The organism is Levyella massiliensis (genome assembly GCF_000308275.2).
GTDB classification, from domain to species: Bacteria; Bacillota; Clostridia; order Tissierellales; family Peptoniphilaceae; genus Murdochiella; species Murdochiella massiliensis_A.
In genome coordinates this window covers 807,151-829,230 of sequence record NZ_HG529490.1, presented here as the reverse complement: position 1 = coordinate 829,230, position 22,080 = coordinate 807,151, and the positions used below count along the sequence as shown (strand labels likewise).

The window sequence follows — 22,080 nt, the reverse complement described above, 5'->3', positions numbered from 1 at the left end:
AGATGGAATAACTAATGGAAAAAAAGAAGACAGGGATATCTTATGTATTCCAATTAGCAAAAAATGAGAGAAAAAAGCTACATTTAGGAATGTTTTTATCTGTCATTTCTGCGGCTTTATCATTAGTTCCTTATTTTGTAGTTTATAAGATATTACTAATGATATTCCAGAAAAACATTTCGTATACAGAAATTTTAATGTGGGCAGGTATAGGAATTATAAGTGCTGTTTTGCAAGCAATACTAATGTCCTTTGCGGGCATTTTATCTCATACAGCAGCTTTTAACACAATACACAGAATTAAGCTGAAAGTTGTAAATCATATTTCAAAATTTAATTTGGGATTCTTTCAAGAGCATGCCCCCGGAGAAATTAAAACATTGTTGTTTGATGATGTAGATAGAGTTGAAAATTTTTTGGCTCATAGCACTTTGGAATTAGCTCAGGCAGCAGTTGTTCCGGTTATTATGTTCATTTTCATGTTGAAATTAAATTGGATGATGGCACTTGTTATGCTTATTCCTATGATTTTGGGATTAGGAATTCCTATGATGCTAATGAAAAATTATCCGGATATGTCAACGGAGCTATCCGAAGATATTGCTGATTTAAATGCTTCGGCAAACGAATTTATAAAGGCTATGCCTGTAATAAAAATGTATCATTTAACAGCAGAAAAATTTGAACAATATAGAAGCTCATTGAATGCGTATATTACTTGTTGGAAAAAGATGTGTATGAGCTCTTGCTATCCTTTATCAATAACCTTAGTGGTTTTGGATTCAGCAATCTTATTTACATTGCCGTTCGGAGGATATTTCTTTTTGAGAAATTCTTTATCAGCAACATCCTATTTGCTATTTATTATGCTTACAATGTGCTTTTTTGTTTCGTTCTTAAATATGGTAACAATCTTTATGCAATCTATGGAGCTTGGAAGCGGATTGGATAACATAAAAAAAATAATGGATATGGATGAATTGAAAGACGGAACAAAAATCATAAACAAGAATGAGTGTATGAAAATAGATTTTAAAGACGTTACTTTCAGCTATGACGATGAAGAAACAAAAAATAAAGCATTACAACATATAAATTTATCCTTAAAACCGAATACAATAAATGCTTTTGTGGGACCTTCCGGTGCAGGCAAGACAACTGCTGCACAATTGATTGGGAGGTACTGGGATGTAACAAGTGGAGCAATTAAAATTAACGACATACCGATCAATGAATTAAAAATAGATAATTTGATGGACATTACATCATTTGTTTTTCAAGATGTATTTCTTTTGGAGGACACTCTCTATGAGAATATTCGTATGGGAACAGATACAGATGAAAATAAGATTATTGAGGCTGCAAAAGCAGCACAAATTCATGACTTTATTATGAGTTTACCGAATGGATATCAGACAAGAATCGGGGATCAAGGGGTGAAATTGTCAGGTGGACAGCAACAAAGAATCTCAATCGCTAGGGCAATACTCAAAGATTCTCCAATTATTATTTTTGATGAAGCAACTTCCTATTCAGATATAGAAAATGAGTACCAGATACAGTTAGCACTTCAAAACTTGTTGAAAAATAAAACAATCATTATGATTGCTCATCGTTTGCATACTATTAAGAATGCAGATCAAATTGTTGTATTTGATGAAGGGGAAGTCGTAGAGGTTGGAACACATAAAACTCTTTTAGAAAGAAAAGGGGTCTATGAAAGTATGTGGAACACATACACAAAAGATTACTTTGGAGAGGGGGTAAGTGCAAATGCTTAAGATTATTAGAACACTTCTGAAAGATAAAAAAGAAAAATTGTATTTACCGATTTTTCTAATGGTTATTGATTCGATAGGAAGCATTGTTTTGTATTTAATGCTCTATTTTACCGTTGTTAATATATTGCAAAATACATTAACTAAAACCTTAATCATAGAATATACGGTAATATGTTTCATTAGTATGATTGCAAGGATACTGATTTATAGGCATGCATACTATTTGAGCTTTTCAAGAGGAGCTGAAATGTGTGGAGATATGCGTTTGGATTTAGCAAATCATTATAGGAGTTTGAGCCTTGGTCATTTCCAAAAAAATAGTAGTGGTTATCTATTATCAACTCTTACAAAGGATTTGAGTAGTTTTGAACTGATCATAACGCACACTTTACCATCGGTTATTAAAACGGCAGTTACAGCAATATTGATTTTATTAGGCACATTTTTTATCGATTGGAAGCTCGCATTATTAGAGTGTTTAGTATTGCTTATCGCATATCCTATGTTGATATGGGGCAACAAATTGATAGAAAAATACGGGGCAAGAAAAAGAAATTTAAATTCTAAGATGATTTCTATTATTTTAGAGTACATTCAAGGTATGAAAGCGTTTAAGTCAGCTAATATGACAAGTGAACATTTTGAAAGAATGATAAATACACTTGAAAATGTTAGAAAGACAAGCGTAAACGCAGAAAAGAAAATGGCGTTACCTACAAGTATGTACTTTATCACAGTTAACTTTTTGCTTCCGATAGTTCTTCTTATAGGAGGATATTTGCTTATAAATGGTAGTGTTAGAACTGAACAGTTTGTGGCTTTTATGCTTATGAGTTTAGCATTATCTGCACTTCTTATTGCCTTTCAACATTCCTATGGACTATTGAAAGATTTGAAATTAGCTGCAAGTAATCTTGAGAAAGCTTATGAAACGAAGCCATTGCCTTATTCTGAAAATGAAGTTGAATTAGAAAATTTTGATATTCAATTTAAGAATGTAAATTTTTCTTATGATAGAAATAAAACGATTCTGAACAATATTTCTTTTGAAGCAAAAGAAGGAACTTCTACAGCTTTAATTGGTCCTTCCGGTGGAGGAAAAACTACAATCGCTAATTTGATTGCAAGATTTTGGGATGTAAATAGTGGAGAAATTATAATTGGTGGAAAAAATATAAAATCCATAAAACCTGATGTGTTGCTTAAATATGTTAGTCAGGTTTTTCAAGATAATGTACTGTTAACCGATACTGTTTATAACAATATCAGGGTTGGAAAACCTAATGCAACAAAGGAAGAGGTTTATCAAGCTGCAAAATTAGCTTGTTGCCATGAATTTATTTTGAAAATGAAGGATGGATATGAAACGGAAATAAAAGATGGAGGAAGTACATTATCCGGCGGTGAACGACAAAGGATTGCTATTGCAAGAGCGATTCTGAAGGATGCACCAATTCTTTTGTTGGATGAATCTACAGCTTCTCTTGATCCTGATAATGAAGCTAAAATCAATAATGCTTTGGAGCATTTAATGCAAGGAAAGACAGTCTTTGTTATTGCTCACAGATTGAATACCATTAAAAACGCTAATCAAATTATTTTGATAAATAACGGAAGAATTGAAGAACAAGGAAATCATAATGAACTTTATGGAAAAAAAGGACATTACTATGAAATGGTAAATACACAGGAAAGAGCGAAAAAGTGGATGATAAAGGAGAATAGTTATGGAGAGGCTTAGTACTTTGAAAGAAAAGACAAAAGGTAAAGTTGTTGAAATTATTGGTGATACACATTTTCAAAGCAGAATAATATCTATCGGAATAACTGTCGGAAGCGATGTTGAAGTTATCCAGAATTATAAAAAGCAACCTATTCTCATTTATTGTAGAGATACGATGATAGCTGTCAATAAGATAGAGGCAGAGAAAATAATGATGGAGGTGCTTTGAGATATGAAGAAAATAACGATTGCTTTGCTGGGGCAGCCTAATTCTGGAAAATCGACTTTGTTTAATGGGTTGACAGGCTCAAATCAACATGTTGGAAATTGGCCGGGTAAAACCGTTGAGAAAAAAGAAGGCGAATTTTCGTATAAAGATACCAATTATACGATTGTGGATTTACCAGGAACTTACGGATTATCAGCAAATTCAGAGGAAGAAGTTATAACAAGAGAATATATAGAAACCGGGAACGCAGACTTAATTGCTATTATGGCAGATGCTTCACAATTAAATCGAAGTCTATTTATGCTCTCTGACTACATTGGAATAAATATTCCGGTTGTCTTAATCATGAACATGATGGATGTTGCTACAAGTCAAGGGAAAAATATAAATATAAAGGGGTTACAAAAATCCTTGAATATACCTGTCATTCCTATCGTTGCGGCAGATAAAAAGGAATACAAAGAGTTTTATGCTTTTCTGGAGCGTTCAGACACTGGAAGGATTTTAGCAGACAATAATTTTGAAAGAGCATATGAAAGTGTCGCCGGAGATAAATATAAATTGCTGAAAAATTACATTCCTGATGAAGGGATAGGCGTATTTTCAAAATCATGGATTGTCGGGAAATTATTCGATCAAGATGTGAAAGTAATCGAATTGGTAAAAGATAATGTTGATGAATACAAATTTAAAGAAATAGAGGATATATTAAGAGGCATCAAAAATGGGAATCTGATAACCGGTAATTGCAAATTCGATTGGATAGATAAACTTATCAATGCAAATGTTATTCAGAAAAAGAGAGTATTTAAGAGAAGCAAATTTGATCGTATAGCCACAAGTAAAGCTTTCGGAAAACCTATGGCTATCGGAGTTATCATTTTAGGATTAGTTGCTTCTATGCTCATCGGATTTCCGCTAATGGGGTTATTTGGGTTTGTTATACCTAAAATATCAACATTGTTGGCAAAGGGGCTTGTCGCCATTGGAGTATCAAATTGGCTGATTTCACTTTTGTGTGGAGCCGTAATGACTGCAATTACTTTTGCATTGCAAATGGCAAGTTATGTATTGGGAATTAGCTTAGTATTTGGATTCTTGGAAGATGTAGGATATATGGCAAGAGTTTCCTATGTCTTTGACAACACTATGTCGAAATTAGGATTGCAAGGAAAAGCAATTATGCCGTTCTTGTTAAGTTTCGGCTGTAATATAGGTGGAATCACAGGAACGAGAGTAATTGATTCATGGGGACAGAGGGTTATGACGATTGCATTATCTTGGGTAGTCCCTTGCGGGTCAACATGGGGAGTAGTCGGGCTTGTTACAGGAACATTCTTCGGAAAACAGGCAGTATTTGTGATATTAAGCCTATTTGCAGTTGCTTTTCTACATTTGCTAATCACATATAGGATTTTTAGAAAATCGCTTTATGAGGGAAGTGAACATTTTGGAATGATTATGGAACTTCCACCATATCACAAGCCACATTGGAAAAATTTACTTTCTTCTGTAATGAATAGGATGGGAAATGTACTGAAAAGGGCATTGAGTCTCATTATCCTTATTTCTGTTATATTTTGGATTCTTTCCTATACGCCTGATGGAAATATAGCTAACAGCCTTATTTATAAAGTAGGAACATTTATAGAGCCTGTAACAAAATTGTTTGGGTTACCATGGCAATTATTTATGGCTTTTGTTGCTTCTGCAATGGGAAAAGAATCGGCATTAGGAGTAATGGCATCATTATTTACTTCTTCAGGAATATGGCATGCAGTTGAGGTTAAAGGGACAGTAGATACCGCTATTCTAAGCAATAATATGTTGACAATGATTTCAAAGCCGGAAGCCTTAGCATTTACTTTTGCCTTTTTCTTCAATATGCCTTGTTTGATGGCTCTTGCAGCTACCGCACAAGAAACACATTCAAAAAAATGGACGATAAAAATAGCACTGTATTATATATTATCGGCTCTAATTATATCTTGTGTTGCATATCATATTGGAATACTGATTTTTTAAGGGGTGATAAGTATGCTTATACAACTATTAGAAGTATTGAAAAAGAAAAAGACCTGCACTTTGCAAGAACTTGCTGAATTGACAGGTGAAGATTTAGACAGTGTAAAAATGAAAATTGAATATCTCGAAAATAATGGATATTTGGTAAAAACTAAAAAATCTGAAACAAATAAATGCCAAAGTCAGTGTTTTGGATGTTCGAATTGTGTTGTTAACCAAGAGGATATTTGGATTGTAAAAGAATGACATAAAGATAATAAATGGAGGGACAGGCTATGAAAAAGGCTATATATTTCTTTGAAGCTATAACTCAAAACAAAATCCTTCCTTTTTCTTATAAGATTTACAGTTGTCTGTCTTTCCATATTCTCGTCTAAACAATTAAATATAGTTAAGGAAAGAACGGGTTTCTTTCATTTCAGAGGACTTCTTATGCCAAGATGCAGGGGTCCTCCTTTTTTGTCTGAAAAACAAATAGACAAAAAAGAAATGGAGGAAACTTTATGGCAAAAGAGTATTACCTTTATGTCAGAGGGCAAAAGGTAAAAGTCAGTGAAGATATTTATAAAGTCTACTGGCGAGAAAAAGAACACGAGAAGTATTTAGAGCAGGTGGACAGAAAAAACCACCTGCTTTTCTTTTCCTCTTTGGATCATGATGGGAATTTTGTAAATAACATCGCTGATGAAAGCGTTGATGTAGCAAAGATTGTTGAAACACAGATGATGATTGAGGCAGTCAGAAATGCTATATCAAAACTAAACGATGAGGAAAGGGACATCATAGAGCGTTTGTATTTCAATGATGAAACGCTATCAAGCATAGCGAGAGGCAAGAAAGTGAGCTATCAAGCTATACAATGGCGAAAAAATAGCATTCTTAAAAAACTAAGGGTGCTATTGGAAGAATTTATGAAGTAATCGCCTTGTGCATGAGGGCAGATTTTCCTTTTATAAAGTGAAGGGAGATCTGTCCTCTTAATTTAATTGAAGAATTATTTTCAAGAATTACTTAAAAGAAAATCTCTCTGAAAGCCAATAGGCAATTGTTCCTTGACAACTGAATAGACCAAAGGTAGGACTTTATCTACTTGTGGAGGATTATGACTTACGCCATGACCTTTCTGCTGAAAGAAATTTTGGTTTTATGAATACTGAGAAATCAAGGAAACAAGAAAGCGAGCGATAAATAAGAATACATAAAAAGTCAAGCAAGCATTAAGCATATTTTCAAAACAGTATATCAAATTTAATAAGAGATGGGAAGAGGGAGGCTCATATTTATGGTATAATAGTAAAATAAATAGCAAAAAATTATCAAGAAGCGAGACAAAAGGTATGGAGTTAAATAGAAAGAGTATTATCGAAAACGCCTACAATGGGTATATTTTTTCGGAGAAGAAAAATGTTGATAATGCGAAAGTTTATCGTTTTAGAAACGAAACGGGTACAGGAGAAATGCGTTGTTATGATTTGCTTGAAGGAATTCAATTATCTTATAACAACTTAAATATGAAAACAACACATCAAAAAATAACACCTAAAGAAGGAATCTTACAAATTGATCATTGCCTTGAAGGGTGCTATGAATTTAAGCTGGAAAATAATGAACGCGCATTTATTGGAAAAGGAGATTTAAGTGTTTTAGAACTTGGGAAAGTACCGTTTGAAAACTCTTGTATTCCCATGAAAAAATATGTAGGGCTTTCTCTTTTTATTGATATGAGTATAGCACAAAAGTCCATTTCAAAATATTTTCCATATGGAAATATAGATTTGTTTGAAATGCGGGATAAGGTGTGCAAAAATGGGGCGGCGTTAATTATCCGCTCTCGTCATGAAATCAATCATATTATTGGTGAATTATATAGGGTTGATGAGAGGATACAGCTTCCATATTCAATAATTAAAACAATAGAACTATTACTATTTCTGAGTTTAGTTGAAAGTAAAGACACACATAAACTTCCATCCTTTTCTGAGCCTGTGTACGAAGCAACTCAAGAATGCTACAAAGCTCTTATGGAAAATCCTTTTGATAGATATTCTATTTCTGAACTGGCAAAAAAATATGCAATTTCTGAATCAAGTCTTAAAAGATGTTTTGCTTATATAACCGGAAATTCAATAGGCAGTTTCATTAAAAAAACTTGTCTTGAAGCGGCAGCAGAGTTACTAATTCATAAGTCAAGTATGTCTATCGGAGAAATAGCGGATTTAGCAGGATACTTAAATCAAGGCAAGTTTTCTTCAGCTTTTAAAAAACATTTTGGAGAGACACCACAACAATATAGGAGTAAATCTGTTTGACCTGTTTGGAGCAAATAAAGGTCTAATAGGTTATAAGAGAAATATCCATTTTGATGTAACATAGTTGCTGAAGATGGACATTTGTTGCAGGAAGACCATCCGGTCTTCCTATTTTTTTCGAACAGATGTTAGCTTTATCTAACTAAAAAGGAGGCGTTTAATATGACGAAAGAAAAAATGACGGTAAAGGATATTGTAACGGTTGCCGTTATGATGGCTCTGTTCTATGCAATAGCATTTTTAGTTGGAATGGGTACGGTAGCTATCCCTATTCTTTACCTTTATGGAACAGCAGGCATTGAAATGTTTTTGGGTTCAATTTTTTACTTGGTAGCAGCCAACAGAGTAAATAAGCATGGCCTTTTATTTGTTTGGGTAATGATATATGCACTTATTACCGCAGCGATGGGTTATATGTTTATGGTTCCTTATTTTATAGCTGTTGCAGTTATTTCTGAAATTGTGATGATTGGTAAAAACACATATAGAAATCCTGTTAGAAACATGATTGGCTGGAGTATCTATGGAATCGGCATGGTATTGGGAATTGGCGTACCTTGCTGGGTTGCATGGGAAAGCTATCAAAAACAGGCACTCGCAAGTGGTTTTGCAGATGCTACGATGAAGCTTCAGTATAATATGGTTTCTTCTCCGAAATTGATGCTCATTGGTGTAATTATAACAGTAATATTATCTGCATTAGGTGTGCTTATATCACAAAAAATTCTCAAAAAACACTTTGAAAAAGCCGGAATTTTGAGTTAAACAATGAGCTGCGAGAAAAGACTAAGAGAATTAAGTGGTATAGGTACGCTATTATTAACATTTCTCGCCTGTATGGTATCTATTTTTACTGAAAGCTATTATATGCACGCTTTGTTTGTGATATGGCTCGCTATGCTACTTGCATATTTCGGTTTTATCAAACAAAGCGTGCAATATGTGCTGCTTTATTCATTTACAACATTTTGGTTGATAATGATGGTTCCAAAAGGAGTGATGATAATATCGCCGATGTTATTAGGAATGATATATAAATTTATTGTTCCTATTATGGCAGCCTATTTAACTTTCAAAATACCATCAGGAAAATTGATTGCTGTATTTCAGAAAAGCTCAGTGCCACAAAATATACTTCTGATTTTGGTTATTATGATCAGATTTATTCCAACCATATCAGGGGAAATAAAAACGATAAAAGAAGCAATGATGGTGCGTGGATTAACCGGAAGTAAAAAAAGGTGTTTTTTCATCCATTAAGAACTGTTGAGTATGTAGTAGTCCCTTTAATTTTTCGTTCAATTAAAGTTGGAGATGAACTTGCTGCAGCGGCTATTGTAAGAGGTGTTGAAAACACCGGTAAAAAGCAAAGCTATTATGAAACGAAAATGAGCAAGACGGATATTGCGATTTTAACGATCAGTCTTTTATTGCTAATCGTTTGCATTATTTGAGGAGGGGAAATTGATGAAAAGTGAAGTAAAGATTCATCATGTAAGCTATTCATACAATAAAAATGAAATGCAGCTTAATGACATCAATTTGAACATCTTACAAGGGGAATGTATTGCAATCATTGGAGCTTCAGGTTGCGGAAAATCCACATTAACAAGAGTGATCAACGGGCTTATACCGTCGTTCTTTCAAGGAGAGTTAAGCGGAAAAACTTTTATTAAAGAGAAGGACATACACCAATTACCATCTTGGGAAATAGGGAAAATGATTGGTAATGTTTTTCAGGATCCAAGAAGTCAGTTTTTTTCCAATGAAGTTGCCGGAGAAATTGCTTTTGGATGCGAAAATATGGGACTTGCACATAGTGAAATAATAAAGCGAGTTAATCAAACTGTAAAAGAAATGGGAATTGAAGATTTACTCAATACAAGTATCTATTCCTTATCATATGGCATGAGACAAAAAGTAGCAATATGTTCGGCAAAAGCAATGGAGCCTGACGTATACGTATTTGATGAACCATCAGCAAATCTTGATTTAAGTGCAACATATCTTCTTGCAGACTTAATAAAAAGATTAAAAAACAGTGGGAAAACAAGTATTATCGCAGAACATCGACTTTTTTATTTAAGAGGTATTGCTGACCGATATATTTTTATGGAAAACGGAAAAATAATTAAAGAATATTCATCAAATGAAATACAGGAACAAAAGTCTGAGGCGCTTAATAAAAAAGGGCTTCGTTCTTTGCGTTTTGAGGATATTTCTATTCCAAATACCGATTTGAGCGGAATCACATCGCCACATCCAATATCGGTAACGGGCTTAAGTAAAGATTTTAAGAACCACCAGCTGCTTAAAAATATAACTTTTCAATACGATAACAATGAAATTATTGCTTTGGTTGGTGCAAATGGTGTGGGAAAAAGCACATTAGGAAAGGTTTTTGCAGGCTTAATGAAAGAAAGTTCCGGTGAAATCTTAGTGGATGGAAACTCAAAAAAATACAAGCAACGCATTGGGAAAATTTGGTATATACCTCAAGATTTAGATTCTCAACTTTTTGGAGAAGATTTAATAGACGAATTAACAACAGGATTAGACAATCCTGATAAAAACATAGATAAAGCCGAAGATATATTAAGAAAATTAGGCTTGATTGAGTTAAAAAATAAACATCCTGCAACTTTGTCTGGTGGACAAAAGCAAAGGCTTGTTTTAGGTGTTGCTATGATGAGAAATGCTCCGATGATTATATTGGATGAGCCAACATCCGGTTTAGATTTTAACAGTATGGAAAAAGTTAGGGTTTTAATTAAGGAACAACAAAAGAATGGAACCAAATTTCTGATTATCTCTCATGACATTGAATTTATTGCAAGAACTTGCAATAGAATATTAAAACTTGATGATGGGGAAATTACAGAAGATTATTATTTAGAAAATATACAAGACTTATTAAAGTCAATGAATGCGAAAGAGGTGGAAAAATGGATGTGTTAAAGAAGCATTTAGGACAAATTATTTTTGCAGTTTTTGTCGCAGTCCTTGGGGTGCTTTGTGGAGTTTTGCCATATTTTGCAATGGCGAAAATCGTTGAACATATAGCTGCTGGAAAAATAAATTTTATGATTTATAAAGAGCCTATTTTAATAATTTTATGCGGACTTTTAGGAAGTGTTATTTTTCATGAAATATCAACATTAACTTCTCATAATCTTGCTTTTCGTATTATTGAAGATGAGAGAAAAAAACTTGCAAGAAAAATAAGCAGATTATCTATGGGGGAAGTTGAGAAAAGGAGCAGTGGTGAATGGACACAGTTTATGGTTGAAACTTTGGATAAAATGGAACAGCCAATCGCACATGTAATCCCAGAAGTAATCGCAAATGTTATTATTCCCATCGTGTTAGTTATTATTATTTTTGTGCTTGATTGGAGAATAGGTCTTGCCAATCTTGTAACTCTTCCAATCGGTGTATTGTTCTCGTTTTTAATGATGGGAGGATACGAGGAAAAATCTCGTAACTACCAACAAGCTGCAAAAAACATGAATACTACTGCGGTTGAATATATTAGAGGTATTCAGGTTATCAAAGCTTTCAATAAATCAGCGTCATCCTATGGAAAATTTGTAGATGCCGTTAATAAGAACAGGGACAGTATGCTTAGTTGGTATTTAAGTGTTTGTTTTTATATGACTGCTGCAATGGAAATTCTGCCTTCAACTATGTTGTTTGTCTTGCCTATTTCTTTGTTTCTATACATGAAAGGGAGCATTTCTGTTGGCATTCTCATTATGTGTGTGCTGTTATCTTATGCATCTTATAAGCCTTTGATTAAAGCAATGAGCCATATGGATACAATGGCAAACGTAAGAGTAGTGATTGATGAAATCAAGACAGTAATGAATTTGCCGGAGCTTGAAAGAGGAGATAATTGTAATACGATAAGCTCTTACGGCATAACCTTTGAAAATGTAAGTTTTGGTTATAACGACGAAAAGAAAGTATTTGAAAATTTGTCTTTTCATGCAGAAGAAAAACAACTTACAGCTATTGTAGGATATTCAGGCAGCGGAAAATCTACCATTGCAAAATTAATTGCCGGATATTGGAATGCTGACAATGGAAAAATTTGCATAGGCAATGTAAATGTAAAAGATATTTCTCTTGAAAAAAATATGGAACTTGTAACCTATGTTTCGCAAGAGAATTATCTTTTCAAAAAAACCATTTTAGAAAATATGAAATTGGCTAAGCCTGATGCGAGTATTGAAGAAATTGAACAAGCGTGCAAGAAAGCCAGTTGTCATGACTTTATTATGAGCTTGCCTGACGGATATAACACGATTGTTGGTGAAGCGGGCAATAATCTTTCGGGTGGTGAACGTCAAAGAATTACCATTGCAAGAGCGTTGCTAAAAGATAGTCCTATCGTTCTTTTGGATGAAGCTACTGCTTACTCTGATCCAGACAATGAGGCAGAAATTCAGAAATCTATAGATGCATTGGTTAAAAATAAAACCGTTATTATGATAGCTCATAGACTTTCGACTATAATTCGTGCGAACAAGATTATTGTAGTAACCAATGGAGAAATAGAAGCTGAAGGAACACATTCCGAGCTTCTTGGTAAAAGCGAAACCTACGCAAAAATGTGGAAATCGCACATTAGTGTATATCAACAGGCGGAGGTAAAGTAAATGAGAGATTTAATTAAAAAATTATATGCTATTGCAGGCAAAGAATCGTCAAAACTCAGTAGAATGCTTCTATTTGAGGTACTTAAAAGTATTTTTGAGGGCGTTGCGCTGGGAGCTATCATGCTTTTTTTACTCAAAGTATTTCAGAATATTTTTGAGCATAGAGAAGTACTTATACAGGATGTATATATTGTATTTGGCGTGGCAATGTTAAGTGTTGTAGGAAAAATACTATGTAGTTATATGGCAGATCGCAATAAGTATATTGCTACTTATAACATGGGAGCAGAGAACAGATTATATATCGGCGATCAATTAAAACGAGTAAACATGGGATATTTCAGCAACAATCGACTTGGAAATATATCCGGAGGATTAACGACAGTAATCGGGGAGCTTGAAACCGTAGGTGTAAATATTATTGAAACACTTTTTGTAGGAGTGATTCAAACAGCAATCATGGCACTTTTTATGCTTCCGTTTGATATGGTTACAGGGATTATCATATTAGCGACCTTATTTGTGGGGATGTTAAGTAATGCCCTCTTTCAGAAAAAAGCAGATGAGTTGACGAAGAAACTACAATCATTAAAAATCAACTTGAATGCAACCACTTTAGAATATGTAAAAGGAATTAGCGTTATCAAGTCTTTTGGAAAAGGGAAAGAAATGATAACAGAATTAGATAGGAATATCTCTGAAAGCCGCAAAGGATTTATCAATGTTGAAAAAACAGTTGCTCCTGCCGCTCTTATTTTCCTTTTTATTTTCAAACTGGGTATTTGCGCAATTATACTTTCTTCAGTTTTGCGCTTTTGTTCTGCTTCGATTCCACCATATAAAGCGGTAATGCTTATAGTATCAAGCTTTATTGTATTTGCAGGATTTGAGATGGCTGGAAGTATGCAAAATATAAGGGGGGTTGCAGTACAAAATTTAGATGCCATATCCAAACTTCGAGAGCTACCAACAATTTCAGAAGGCAATGTAACGGAATTGAATGTTGCCAAAGTTGAGGTTAATAACGTGAAATTTTCTTATGAAAAACAATCATTGTTTGATGGAATAACTCTTTCTATATCGGAAGGAGAGACAACAGCTATTGTAGGCGGTTCAGGAAGTGGAAAAACAACACTCTGTAACTTAATATCACGATTTTGGGATGTTGATGGCGGCGAAATCTTGATTGATGGGAAAAATATAAAAGATTTTAAATATGACAACCTGTTGTCTAATTTTACTTTTGTTTTTCAAGATGTGTACCTGTTTGATGACACAGTAAAGAATAATATTAAGTTTGGTAATCCTGATGCAAGTGATGAAGAAGTTATGGAAGTTGCTAAACAGGCACAGTGCCATGATTTTATTATGGCACTACCTCAAGGATATGATACGGTTTTGCAGGAAGGAGGCTCTAACTTATCAGGAGGCGAGCGTCAAAGAATTTCCATTGCCAGAGCAATGCTTAAACCAAGTAAGATTGTGATTTTGGATGAGGCAACATCAAGCGTAGATCCTGAGAATGAAGAACAACTTATGGTTGCTTTACACAATTTACTAAAAGGTAAAACTGTACTTGTCATTGCACATAAATTGGAAACCATTCAAGGTGCAGATCAGATTGTTGTAATGGATAAAGGTAAGGTAGAAAGTGTTGGAACACATGGGGAGCTACTTGAGAAATCACAAATTTATCAGCGATTTATTTATCAAAGGGAAAGAGCAATCGGATGGAAAATCAAATAGCAACATTTTTAGAAGGGGGACTTTAGAATGAAGCAAGATATGAAAGAACAACTGTTAACAAAAAGACCGATAGATTTACTTTTTCAGCTATCTATTCCGGCGGTTATCGGAATGATAGTAATCGGTTTGTATCCGTTAATGGACGGGATATTTGCCGGGAAAATCATAGGGCAAACTGCAATGACTGCCTGCGGCGTTGCGATGCCACTTACTTTTTTTAACAGCGGGGTGTCTACACTTCTTGGCGTAGGTTCTGCATCTGTTTTATCACGAGCGATTGGTAAAGGAGATCAGAAAACCGTAGATAAAATCATGGGCAACCTGATTTTCTGGGTGATTTTGTTTTCGGCAATCATAACAGTTGGCGGAATACTACTTGCACCACATTTTTTAGATATGGTCGGAGCAACGGGTGAGATCAAAGCTTATGGTATCAGATACCTAAGAGTAATCTTTATCGGTTCCCTCTTTGTAAATTTTACACAGTCCGCAAACATGGTTATGCGTGGCGAAGGTCTAATGAAAAAAGCCATGATGATAATGGGACTTGGAGCTTTACTGAATATCATTCTTGATCCGATTTTAATGACAGTTATGGGTGAATACGCCATTGAGGGTGCCGCACTTGCTACTATTACAGCCCAATTTGTTCAAGCAGTTGTAACGCTGCACTACTTCCTGAAAAAGAGCAAGGTTGTAAAAATTCATAAGATTAAGTCTGATGCGGAAATAAAAAAAGAAATGTTTGGAGTAGGCTCATCAGCTATGATGATGCAGCTTCTGTTCATGATTCAACAGACTATGCTTTATAAAATGGCATTTAAGTATGGCGGAGATCCAAACGGAATTTTGATGGCAGCATCGCTTCGTGTATATGCCTTTTCGTTCATTCCTCTTTGGGGAATGAGTCAAGGATTGCAGCCTGTTGTCGGAACAAACTTCGGAGCAAAGCAATATGACAGAGTAAGGCAAGCAATGAAGGTATTTTCTATCGGAGGACTTGTTCTTGCAGCAGTCTTTTGGATTCCATCATTGCTGTTATCAAGTCAGATACTTTCCTTATTTGGAGTAGAAGCAAGTATCATAACACAGGGAGTTGGGAATTTCAGACTGTTCTATTCCGTATTTATTCTGTATGGAGTAATGGTAATGACAATTACATTCTTCCAATCAATCGGGAACGGAAAGAAAGCAGGAATTATTGTCATGCTTAGACAGCTCTTCCTATTTGTTCCTGCAATGATTCTTCTGCCAATGGTATTTGGAGTAAAAGCTGTTTGGTTCACTCAGCCTCTTGTAGATTTCATCATGATTGTTGTAGGTATCTTCATGATGCTTGGAGAACTTAATAAGATGGGTAAAAACCAAACCACTAATCAATGAATATTTAATCATCACTATAGTAAATAGGTAAAATTAGATTCAAAAACACGGTGGAATCAAATGCGGTATCACCGTGTTTTTTATATTAATACATCAATAAAAGTGATAAATTACATTTCTTAATATTTGCAAAATCAAAGAAATAATCTTTCAAGGAGTTATAATAACTTACTTATATTGTATATTTCGAGAGGACGAAGTATAATACACTCTATTGGAGGAATTACGATGAATTATATGACATTGAAAGAAGCAAGTGAAAAATTGGGGATTTCCGCCCGTATGATAAATTATTACTGTACTGCAAAGCGCATTAGTGGAGCTGTAAAAATGGGGACGGTTTGGCTTATCCCCAAAAATGCAGTAAAACCGATTGATAACAGAACAAAGGAAGGAAGGAAACAAAAACCATGAGAACTGTATTGGTTATTGATGATGATAAAACATTGTGCGTACTTATAAAAAAATGTCTTGAAAAAGAAAATTTTATTGCAAAAGTATCCCATACTGGACTGGAGGGACTACGACTCTTAAGAGAAATGAACGATTGCACATTAGTCATACTTGATGTGATGATGCCGGAATTAGATGGATTTCAAGTGTTGAAAAAAATCAGAGAGAAGAGCAATGTGCCTGTATTGATGCTGACAGCGAAAAGTGATGAGACCGATAAAGTTTCCGGGCTGAGACTTGGTGCGGATGATTATTTAACAAAGCCTTTTGGCATAAAAGAGTTAATGGCTCGGGTCAATTCTCTCATTCGTCGTTATACCGCCTTAAATCCAGAAATTGGAAAAGAAATTGATAAAATTGTCCTAAATGATATGCGGATTGATAAAAACAATCGGACTGTTATGATCTCAAATACACCTATTGAACTAACGGGAAAAGAGTTTGATTTACTCGTATTCTTTGCAGAAAACAGGGGGTGTGTTTTTACAAAAAAGCAAATTTATACACAGGTTTGGGAAAATGAGTATGCGTTTGACGACAGCAATATCATGTCTTTTATAAGCAAGTTAAGAAAAAAGATTGAATTAGATCCTGAACATCCATACTATATTCAAACGGTTAGAGGTGTAGGTTATCGCTTTAACGCGGAGGCATGACATGACTTTATACTATTTGCTGACATTTATTATAATTCTTGCTTTGCTGATAATTATTTTTCTTATAAGTAAGTTGTTTCGGATTCGAAATCAGATTGATGTTATCATAGTTGCTCTAAATGATATAAAGGCAGGAAATATGAACCGCCGTATTCTGAGCCGTGATAACGATATAACCAGAAAAATTTGTTATGGTATCAATGAAATTGCAATCAATAATCAAACTCGCCTGATTCAGCAAAAACAATCTGAACAAGCATATAAACGTTTAATGACCAGTCTTTCACATGACGTGAAAACACCTCTGGCGTCATTGGTTGGCTATTTAGATGCTGTCGAAAGCGGACTGGTCGAAAACGATGAAAAAGAAGAATACATTCATATTGCCTCGGGGAAAGCACAGCATTTACGACAATTCGTGGAATCTTTATTTGAATGGGTAAAACTGGATGCGGGTGAACAAATTTTTCACTTTGAAGAGATAGACTTAAATGAAATATCTCGTGAAATTGTCGCAGACTGGATTCCTACGCTTGAAGCTCACAGATTTCAATATGAGATCGCCATTCCTGAAGAGGAATATATAATACATATAGATTCAAACGCATATACACGAATATTAAATAACCTTTTTCAAAACGCCATTGCTCATAGCGCTGGGAACCATGTTATTTTTACAATTATAGAAGATTCAAATGAAGTAGTAATAATGATAAGAGATAACGGAAAAGGAATTTCACCGGAGCATATTTCTCATATTTTCGAGCGAATGTACCAAGTGGATTCTTCTCGGACTGGAACGGGAAATGGTCTTGGGCTTGCAATTACAAAAGAATTAATTCGAATACACAACGGAACTATCAGAGCTTCCAGCAAATCAGGAAATGGGACAACTTTTACTATTACATTGCCAAGAACCCTGTGAGTTTTCACAGGGTTCTTCTTTTAAAGCAAGGAAAAAGCAAGACTGCGGCAAGGTTACGACAAGGTTCTGTTGATATACTTGAAACAGAAAGGAGTTGCATGATATGACGTTAATAATAGCAGAATTTAAAAAATGGAAAAGAAACAAGATGCTCTGGGGCTTATTTACTTTGGCATTTTTGATGGGGCTATATGCTATCGAGCGGGCTTATAGTATATCAAGGAGTAGTTCTATTATGGATAGCTTTGGAGATCTTTATACGCTTGCTTTTAAAAATTTGACTGGACTTTTTTTGCCTATTTCGCTTGGATTGATTGCAACAACATTGTTTTTTGAAGAGCATAAAAACAACACATGGAAAGAGATTCTTACTATCCCTCTTTCAAAAACGCAAATATATATATCAAAAGTGATTGTAATCATCATTTTATCGGTAAGTCTATGTCTTTTTACCTTCGTATTTTGTGTAATTGGCGGAGCAATTACTGGTAATTTTCCGGATTTCAATTCACATACTATTTTGCAAGCTGTTACGTTGTTTCTGACTGGTGGAATCTTGATTCCTGTAGCCATGCTTCCAATCGTTTTTCTTTCGATTGTATCTAAAAGCTATGTTCTTCCGATTGGAGCTACGCTGCTTTATCTTTTTCCAGCTGTGCTTGCTCCGAATTATCTTATGGGAGTGCATCCACTAATCAGTGCCATGGGCATATATGCAAAGACTTCTGCTGCTGCAACTGAAATGGTTGAGTTTTGGGGTCAGGGAATTACATTGACTATTACGCCTCTTGTTTGTGCGTGCTCTTTACTGCTGATTGGCGTAGTTTCAATGATGGCTTCTATTGCAGTTTTAAAGAAAAGAACTTATTAAAAAGAAAGTGAGATTTGAAAATGACAGATTTAGTAATCGAAACAAAAGGACTTACAAAAGTTTATGGCGATCAAACGGTACTTAATGCGGTTAATCTTCATGTAAAGCGTGGTCGTATTTATGGTTTACTTGGACGTAATGGGGCGGGAAAAACAACTATAATGAAAACCGTTCTTGGATTGACATCTATTACATCCGGAGAGATAGAAGTTTTTGGACAAAATATAATGAAACATGAAAAAGAACTTTATCCTCGAATTGGAGCAATTATTGAAACGCCGGGATTTTATCCTAATCTAACAGGAACTGAAAATCTGGAAATATTTGCAAAGCTCAGAGGGACAGCGTCCTCTAATGCAGTTGAGCATGCGATGAATGTTGTTGGGCTTCCATTCAAGGATAAAAAGCTATTTAGCAAATATTCTCTTGGCATGAAGCAAAGACTCGGAATTGCAAATGCAATTCTTCACGATCCTGAACTTTTGATTTTGGATGAACCAACAAATGGTCTTGATCCTATTGGTATTGCGGAAGTTCGTAAGTTTATTAAAACTATGAGTATGGAGCAAGGAAAAACAATTTTGATCTCAAGTCATATTCTTTCAGAAATTGCACTTTTGGCAGATGATGTAGGCACCATAGATCACGGGGTTTTACTGGAAGAAAGCTCGATGCGTGAGCTTGAGGAAAAGAATAGGAAGTGTATTCTTATTCTTGTTTCAGATGTTTCTAAAGCGGCGTTGATTTTAGAACAAGAGTTTCATTTGACTGATTATTCCATTCAAGACCAACAAACAATACGAATTTATGATACGTCTTTAGATGTGGCCGCAATAAATAAAGCATTTATGCTAAAGGATATTGCAGTTATGGGTTCACAAGTTTGCAATGACACATTGGAAGACTATTTTAAAAGAATTACAGGAGGAGAAGGAATTGCTTAATTTACTCCAACTGGAATTTCATAAATTGAAACGCAGAAAAACAGTCTGGCTGTTGATGCTTTCGTCAATAGTTATGCCGTTTGTTGCACTAATTTATTTCAGTAGAGAAGTAGCGTCTGGAATTTCTGCGATTCAATTCTATAAATGGGCGGTGTTTAGTTACACTCCATGGATCATACTACCGGTTATTTTAGGAATGCTTTCTACTTTGATTATTTATACGGAGAATCAAAATGATGTGTTAAAACAGCTTTGGATTATACCAATCAGTAAGATAAAATTCTTTTTCAGTAAATTTATCGTTCTATTTTTATTCTCTATGAGTTTTATGTTGATTTCCGCTATTCTGTCCGGATTGTTAGGAACAGCTTTCGGATACTTTGATTTTGACTGGGAAAGCAGTAACTTTTTGCTTTCAAAAAGTTTGGAAATAGGCTCTGTAATTTCGCTGGCAATGATGCCGGTACTTGCAGTAGCTTTAATACAAAAAGGATATATTCTGCCAGTATGTGTCACATTGCTTTATACATTTTCCGGATTTCTTTTGCTAATGGTTAATCCATATCTGCATCCACTATCAAGTGCCGCAGCTTTAATAGTACAAAATATTCCGGGTGTAACATTAGGGCAATCGTTAAATATATCAATGGCGATTTCTTGTATAGGATTATGGGACATAATCTCTGTCTTTCTTGCCTATAAAATATTAAAATTAGGAAAGTGAGAAGAAAATGAAAAACTTATTATTAACAGAAGTATGGAAACTGCGAAGGTCAAAGGTTCTTTGGCTTGCAATCTTTTCAACTCTTATGGTAGCCGCAGTTGTATATGCACAAGGGTTATCTGTACATTATGGAAAGTGTTACATTGATAATGTGGGGTGGTACATGGAGTCTGTCCTTTCTCTGGCGACTTTTTTCGTTCTTCCCGGTATCATTGCTCTTTTAGGCAGTTACACGATATGTCGAGAAGAACAGGAGGACACGCTTAAATCTCTTCGGATGATTCCTGTTGATGAATCAAAACTTACAGAAGCCAAACTAACGCTTACATTACTTCTGAGTTTATTTATCTATTTGCTCCTTTTTGCAATAACATTTTTTGTGGAGGCGATGCTTCATTTCAACGATTTACAGTTGAATAGTGTACTAATAATGATGAAGGTGTATCTGCTAAATGGATTTGGTATTTTTATAGTAATATCACCGATTATTGCATTTGTGTCTATAATAAAAAAGGGATATTGGCTTGCTCTTGTTTTCGCAGAAGTATATTCTTTCGCAGGTTTGTTTGCGAACCTCTTGCCTTTGGGAACAACCTTTTATCCAATCACGGCAGCCCTGCAACTTGCAGGGTATTATGAGGCATCAATCAGTGGAAGACTGTATAGTCTTGCAGTAATTATTGGATGTGGAATTTTGTCTCTAACCCTTCTTAAAAGGATTAATTTTCATGTGTATGATTAGATTTAGAAAGAATAGCAATGAATATCGTTTTTATAATAGAAAAAAGAAGCGCTTGATGGTTATAGCATTGACGCTTTTGTTAGCCCTTGTGCTGTGGACTATATGGGGGAATGTAACTGTTGGTGTTACTCGTTATTGTATAACCAGTGATCGGCTGCCTGATACGTTTGATGGTTATAAGATTGCCGTAGTATCAGATCTCCACAATGCACAGTTTGGTAGAGACAACAGTCAGATAACAAAAATAATAAAGAAAGAACATCCGGATATGATAGCGATAACCGGAGACTTGGTTGACTCAAACAAGACAAACATTGATACAGCCACAGCCTTGGTAAGCAAGCTGATGAAGATTGCGCCATGCTATTATGTAACCGGCAATCACGAAGCATGGATCGGTAGTAAGTTTTCTGAACTGGAAGAAAAGCTTCTTGATGAAAATGTTCATATTCTCCATGATCAGGTGATAAAATTAGAAAAAGGCGGTCAGACGGTACAAATTGCCGGATTAGATGATCCTGATTTTACAGACAGAGACTCTGCGCTTCAACAAAGTATGCTTCAAACAAAGCTAAATCAGATGAACTTATCAGGGGAATATTGCATATTGTTGTCTCATCGTCCGGAGACTTTTGAGGCTTATGTTATGGAACATATTGATTTGGTTTTGAGTGGACATGCTCACGGCGGGCAATTCAGGTTGCCGTTTATAGGCGGTGTAGTTGCGCCAAATCAGGGATTATTTCCCAAATATGATGCCGGGATATATACCAAAAATAATACAACGATGATCGTCAGCCGTGGAGTAGGTAACAGTATCATTCCTGTTCGCTTCAATAACAGACCTGAAATAGTTGTTGTTACAATGAAAAGCGAATAAATTATATCAGTTTGCAGTGGACTTAGGC

General features: G+C 34.9%; 21 protein-coding genes. All 21 read left to right on the top strand.

What is annotated here, in order from left to right; genetic code table 11:
* Positions 1–14: 14 nt before the first annotated feature.
* The 21 genes from BN98_RS03765 (at position 15) to BN98_RS03665 (ending at position 22,052) form a co-directional block, all read left to right on the top strand.
* Positions 15–1,781: an ABC transporter ATP-binding protein gene (locus BN98_RS03765; RefSeq protein WP_000412303.1), complete on the top strand. Its 1,767-nt coding sequence runs from the start codon at positions 15–17 to the stop codon at positions 1,779–1,781.
* Positions 1,774–3,522: an ABC transporter ATP-binding protein gene (locus BN98_RS03760; RefSeq protein WP_002416392.1), complete on the top strand. Its 1,749-nt coding sequence runs from the start codon at positions 1,774–1,776 to the stop codon at positions 3,520–3,522. The genes BN98_RS03765 and BN98_RS03760 overlap by 8 nt, the downstream gene beginning before the upstream one ends.
* Positions 3,509–3,733 (top strand): FeoA family protein, encoded by a 225-nt coding sequence (locus BN98_RS03755; RefSeq protein ID WP_002416391.1) that lies wholly within the window; start codon positions 3,509–3,511, stop codon positions 3,731–3,733. Before BN98_RS03760 ends, BN98_RS03755 begins: the two co-directional genes overlap by 14 nt.
* Positions 3,734–3,736: 3 nt before the next feature.
* Positions 3,737–5,758 carry a ferrous iron transport protein B gene (gene feoB, locus BN98_RS03750; protein WP_019189653.1) on the top strand — a complete coding sequence of 674 codons (2,022 nt, stop codon included), beginning with the start codon at positions 3,737–3,739 and terminating at the stop codon, positions 5,756–5,758.
* Between the two features lie 12 nt (positions 5,759–5,770).
* Positions 5,771–6,004: an HVO_A0114 family putative DNA-binding protein gene (locus tag BN98_RS03745; RefSeq protein WP_019189654.1), complete on the top strand. Its 234-nt coding sequence runs from the start codon at positions 5,771–5,773 to the stop codon at positions 6,002–6,004.
* A gap of 257 nt (positions 6,005–6,261) precedes the next feature.
* Positions 6,262–6,678 (top strand): sigma factor-like helix-turn-helix DNA-binding protein, encoded by a 417-nt coding sequence (locus BN98_RS03740; RefSeq protein WP_019189655.1) that lies wholly within the window; start codon positions 6,262–6,264, stop codon positions 6,676–6,678.
* Positions 6,679–7,095: 417 nt separating this feature from the next.
* Positions 7,096–8,067: a helix-turn-helix domain-containing protein gene (locus tag BN98_RS03735; protein WP_019189656.1), complete on the top strand. Its 972-nt coding sequence runs from the start codon at positions 7,096–7,098 to the stop codon at positions 8,065–8,067.
* A 162-nt stretch (positions 8,068–8,229) separates the two neighbouring features.
* Positions 8,230–8,832: an MptD family putative ECF transporter S component gene (locus tag BN98_RS03730; protein WP_019189657.1), complete on the top strand. Its 603-nt coding sequence runs from the start codon at positions 8,230–8,232 to the stop codon at positions 8,830–8,832.
* A gap of 3 nt (positions 8,833–8,835) precedes the next feature.
* Positions 8,836–9,327, top strand: coding sequence for a CbiQ family ECF transporter T component (locus BN98_RS03725; RefSeq protein WP_242826674.1), 492 nt, complete (start codon positions 8,836–8,838; stop codon positions 9,325–9,327).
* Between the two features lie 207 nt (positions 9,328–9,534).
* Positions 9,535–11,025 carry an ABC transporter ATP-binding protein gene (locus BN98_RS03720; RefSeq protein WP_019189658.1) on the top strand — a complete coding sequence of 497 codons (1,491 nt, stop codon included), beginning with the start codon at positions 9,535–9,537 and terminating at the stop codon, positions 11,023–11,025.
* A complete protein-coding gene (locus BN98_RS03715) occupies positions 11,013–12,728 on the top strand; it encodes an ABC transporter ATP-binding protein (protein ID WP_019189659.1) in 1,716 nt (571 codons plus the stop codon). The genes BN98_RS03720 and BN98_RS03715 overlap by 13 nt, the downstream gene beginning before the upstream one ends.
* The gene (locus BN98_RS03710) at positions 12,729–14,474 is read left to right on the top strand and encodes an ABC transporter ATP-binding protein (protein ID WP_019189660.1); all 1,746 of its coding nucleotides are present in this window, start codon (positions 12,729–12,731) and stop codon (positions 14,472–14,474) included.
* Between the two features lie 27 nt (positions 14,475–14,501).
* Complete coding sequence (locus BN98_RS03705) at positions 14,502–15,857, top strand: MATE family efflux transporter (protein ID WP_019189661.1); 1,356 nt, start codon at positions 14,502–14,504, stop codon at positions 15,855–15,857.
* A gap of 228 nt (positions 15,858–16,085) precedes the next feature.
* Positions 16,086–16,271: a helix-turn-helix domain-containing protein gene (locus BN98_RS03700; protein WP_019189662.1), complete on the top strand. Its 186-nt coding sequence runs from the start codon at positions 16,086–16,088 to the stop codon at positions 16,269–16,271.
* The gene (locus BN98_RS03695) at positions 16,268–16,966 is read left to right on the top strand and encodes a response regulator transcription factor (RefSeq protein WP_019189663.1); all 699 of its coding nucleotides are present in this window, start codon (positions 16,268–16,270) and stop codon (positions 16,964–16,966) included. Before BN98_RS03700 ends, BN98_RS03695 begins: the two co-directional genes overlap by 4 nt.
* A gap of 1 nt (position 16,967) precedes the next feature.
* Positions 16,968–17,891, top strand: coding sequence for a sensor histidine kinase (locus tag BN98_RS03690; RefSeq protein ID WP_019189664.1), 924 nt, complete (start codon positions 16,968–16,970; stop codon positions 17,889–17,891).
* Between the two features lie 103 nt (positions 17,892–17,994).
* On the top strand, positions 17,995–18,762 hold the full coding sequence (locus BN98_RS03685; protein ID WP_019189665.1) for an ABC transporter permease: 768 nt from the start codon (positions 17,995–17,997) through the stop codon (positions 18,760–18,762).
* Positions 18,763–18,782: 20 nt separating this feature from the next.
* Complete coding sequence (locus BN98_RS03680; protein WP_019189666.1) at positions 18,783–19,706, top strand: ABC transporter ATP-binding protein; 924 nt, start codon at positions 18,783–18,785, stop codon at positions 19,704–19,706.
* Positions 19,699–20,430 carry an ABC transporter permease gene (locus BN98_RS03675; RefSeq protein WP_019189667.1) on the top strand — a complete coding sequence of 244 codons (732 nt, stop codon included), beginning with the start codon at positions 19,699–19,701 and terminating at the stop codon, positions 20,428–20,430. The genes BN98_RS03680 and BN98_RS03675 overlap by 8 nt, the downstream gene beginning before the upstream one ends.
* A gap of 7 nt (positions 20,431–20,437) precedes the next feature.
* Complete coding sequence (locus tag BN98_RS03670) at positions 20,438–21,172, top strand: ABC transporter permease (protein ID WP_019189668.1); 735 nt, start codon at positions 20,438–20,440, stop codon at positions 21,170–21,172.
* On the top strand, positions 21,159–22,052 hold the full coding sequence (locus tag BN98_RS03665; RefSeq protein WP_154654950.1) for a metallophosphoesterase: 894 nt from the start codon (positions 21,159–21,161) through the stop codon (positions 22,050–22,052). The genes BN98_RS03670 and BN98_RS03665 overlap by 14 nt, the downstream gene beginning before the upstream one ends.
* Positions 22,053–22,080 lie beyond the last annotated feature (28 nt).

Coding starts and splice junctions, on each gene's coding strand:
- BN98_RS03740 (WP_019189655.1), top strand. CDS start 6,262: ATGGCAAAAGAGTATTACCTTTATGTCAGAGGGCAAAAGGTAAAAGTC.
- BN98_RS03765 (WP_000412303.1), top strand. CDS start 15: ATGGAAAAAAAGAAGACAGGGATATCTTATGTATTCCAATTAGCAAAA.
- BN98_RS03680 (WP_019189666.1), top strand. CDS start 18,783: ATGACAGATTTAGTAATCGAAACAAAAGGACTTACAAAAGTTTATGGC.
- BN98_RS03700 (WP_019189662.1), top strand. CDS start 16,086: ATGAATTATATGACATTGAAAGAAGCAAGTGAAAAATTGGGGATTTCC.
- BN98_RS03690 (WP_019189664.1), top strand. CDS start 16,968: ATGACTTTATACTATTTGCTGACATTTATTATAATTCTTGCTTTGCTG.
- BN98_RS03745 (WP_019189654.1), top strand. CDS start 5,771: ATGCTTATACAACTATTAGAAGTATTGAAAAAGAAAAAGACCTGCACT.
- BN98_RS03725 (WP_242826674.1), top strand. CDS start 8,836: ATGAGCTGCGAGAAAAGACTAAGAGAATTAAGTGGTATAGGTACGCTA.
- BN98_RS03665 (WP_154654950.1), top strand. CDS start 21,159: ATGTGTATGATTAGATTTAGAAAGAATAGCAATGAATATCGTTTTTAT.
- BN98_RS03760 (WP_002416392.1), top strand. CDS start 1,774: ATGCTTAAGATTATTAGAACACTTCTGAAAGATAAAAAAGAAAAATTG.
- BN98_RS03735 (WP_019189656.1), top strand. CDS start 7,096: ATGGAGTTAAATAGAAAGAGTATTATCGAAAACGCCTACAATGGGTAT.
- BN98_RS03670 (WP_019189668.1), top strand. CDS start 20,438: ATGAAAAACTTATTATTAACAGAAGTATGGAAACTGCGAAGGTCAAAG.
- feoB (WP_019189653.1), top strand. CDS start 3,737: ATGAAGAAAATAACGATTGCTTTGCTGGGGCAGCCTAATTCTGGAAAA.
- BN98_RS03685 (WP_019189665.1), top strand. CDS start 17,995: ATGACGTTAATAATAGCAGAATTTAAAAAATGGAAAAGAAACAAGATG.
- BN98_RS03710 (WP_019189660.1), top strand. CDS start 12,729: ATGAGAGATTTAATTAAAAAATTATATGCTATTGCAGGCAAAGAATCG.
- BN98_RS03695 (WP_019189663.1), top strand. CDS start 16,268: ATGAGAACTGTATTGGTTATTGATGATGATAAAACATTGTGCGTACTT.
- BN98_RS03705 (WP_019189661.1), top strand. CDS start 14,502: ATGAAGCAAGATATGAAAGAACAACTGTTAACAAAAAGACCGATAGAT.
- BN98_RS03720 (WP_019189658.1), top strand. CDS start 9,535: ATGAAAAGTGAAGTAAAGATTCATCATGTAAGCTATTCATACAATAAA.
- BN98_RS03755 (WP_002416391.1), top strand. CDS start 3,509: ATGGAGAGGCTTAGTACTTTGAAAGAAAAGACAAAAGGTAAAGTTGTT.
- BN98_RS03730 (WP_019189657.1), top strand. CDS start 8,230: ATGACGAAAGAAAAAATGACGGTAAAGGATATTGTAACGGTTGCCGTT.
- BN98_RS03715 (WP_019189659.1), top strand. CDS start 11,013: ATGGATGTGTTAAAGAAGCATTTAGGACAAATTATTTTTGCAGTTTTT.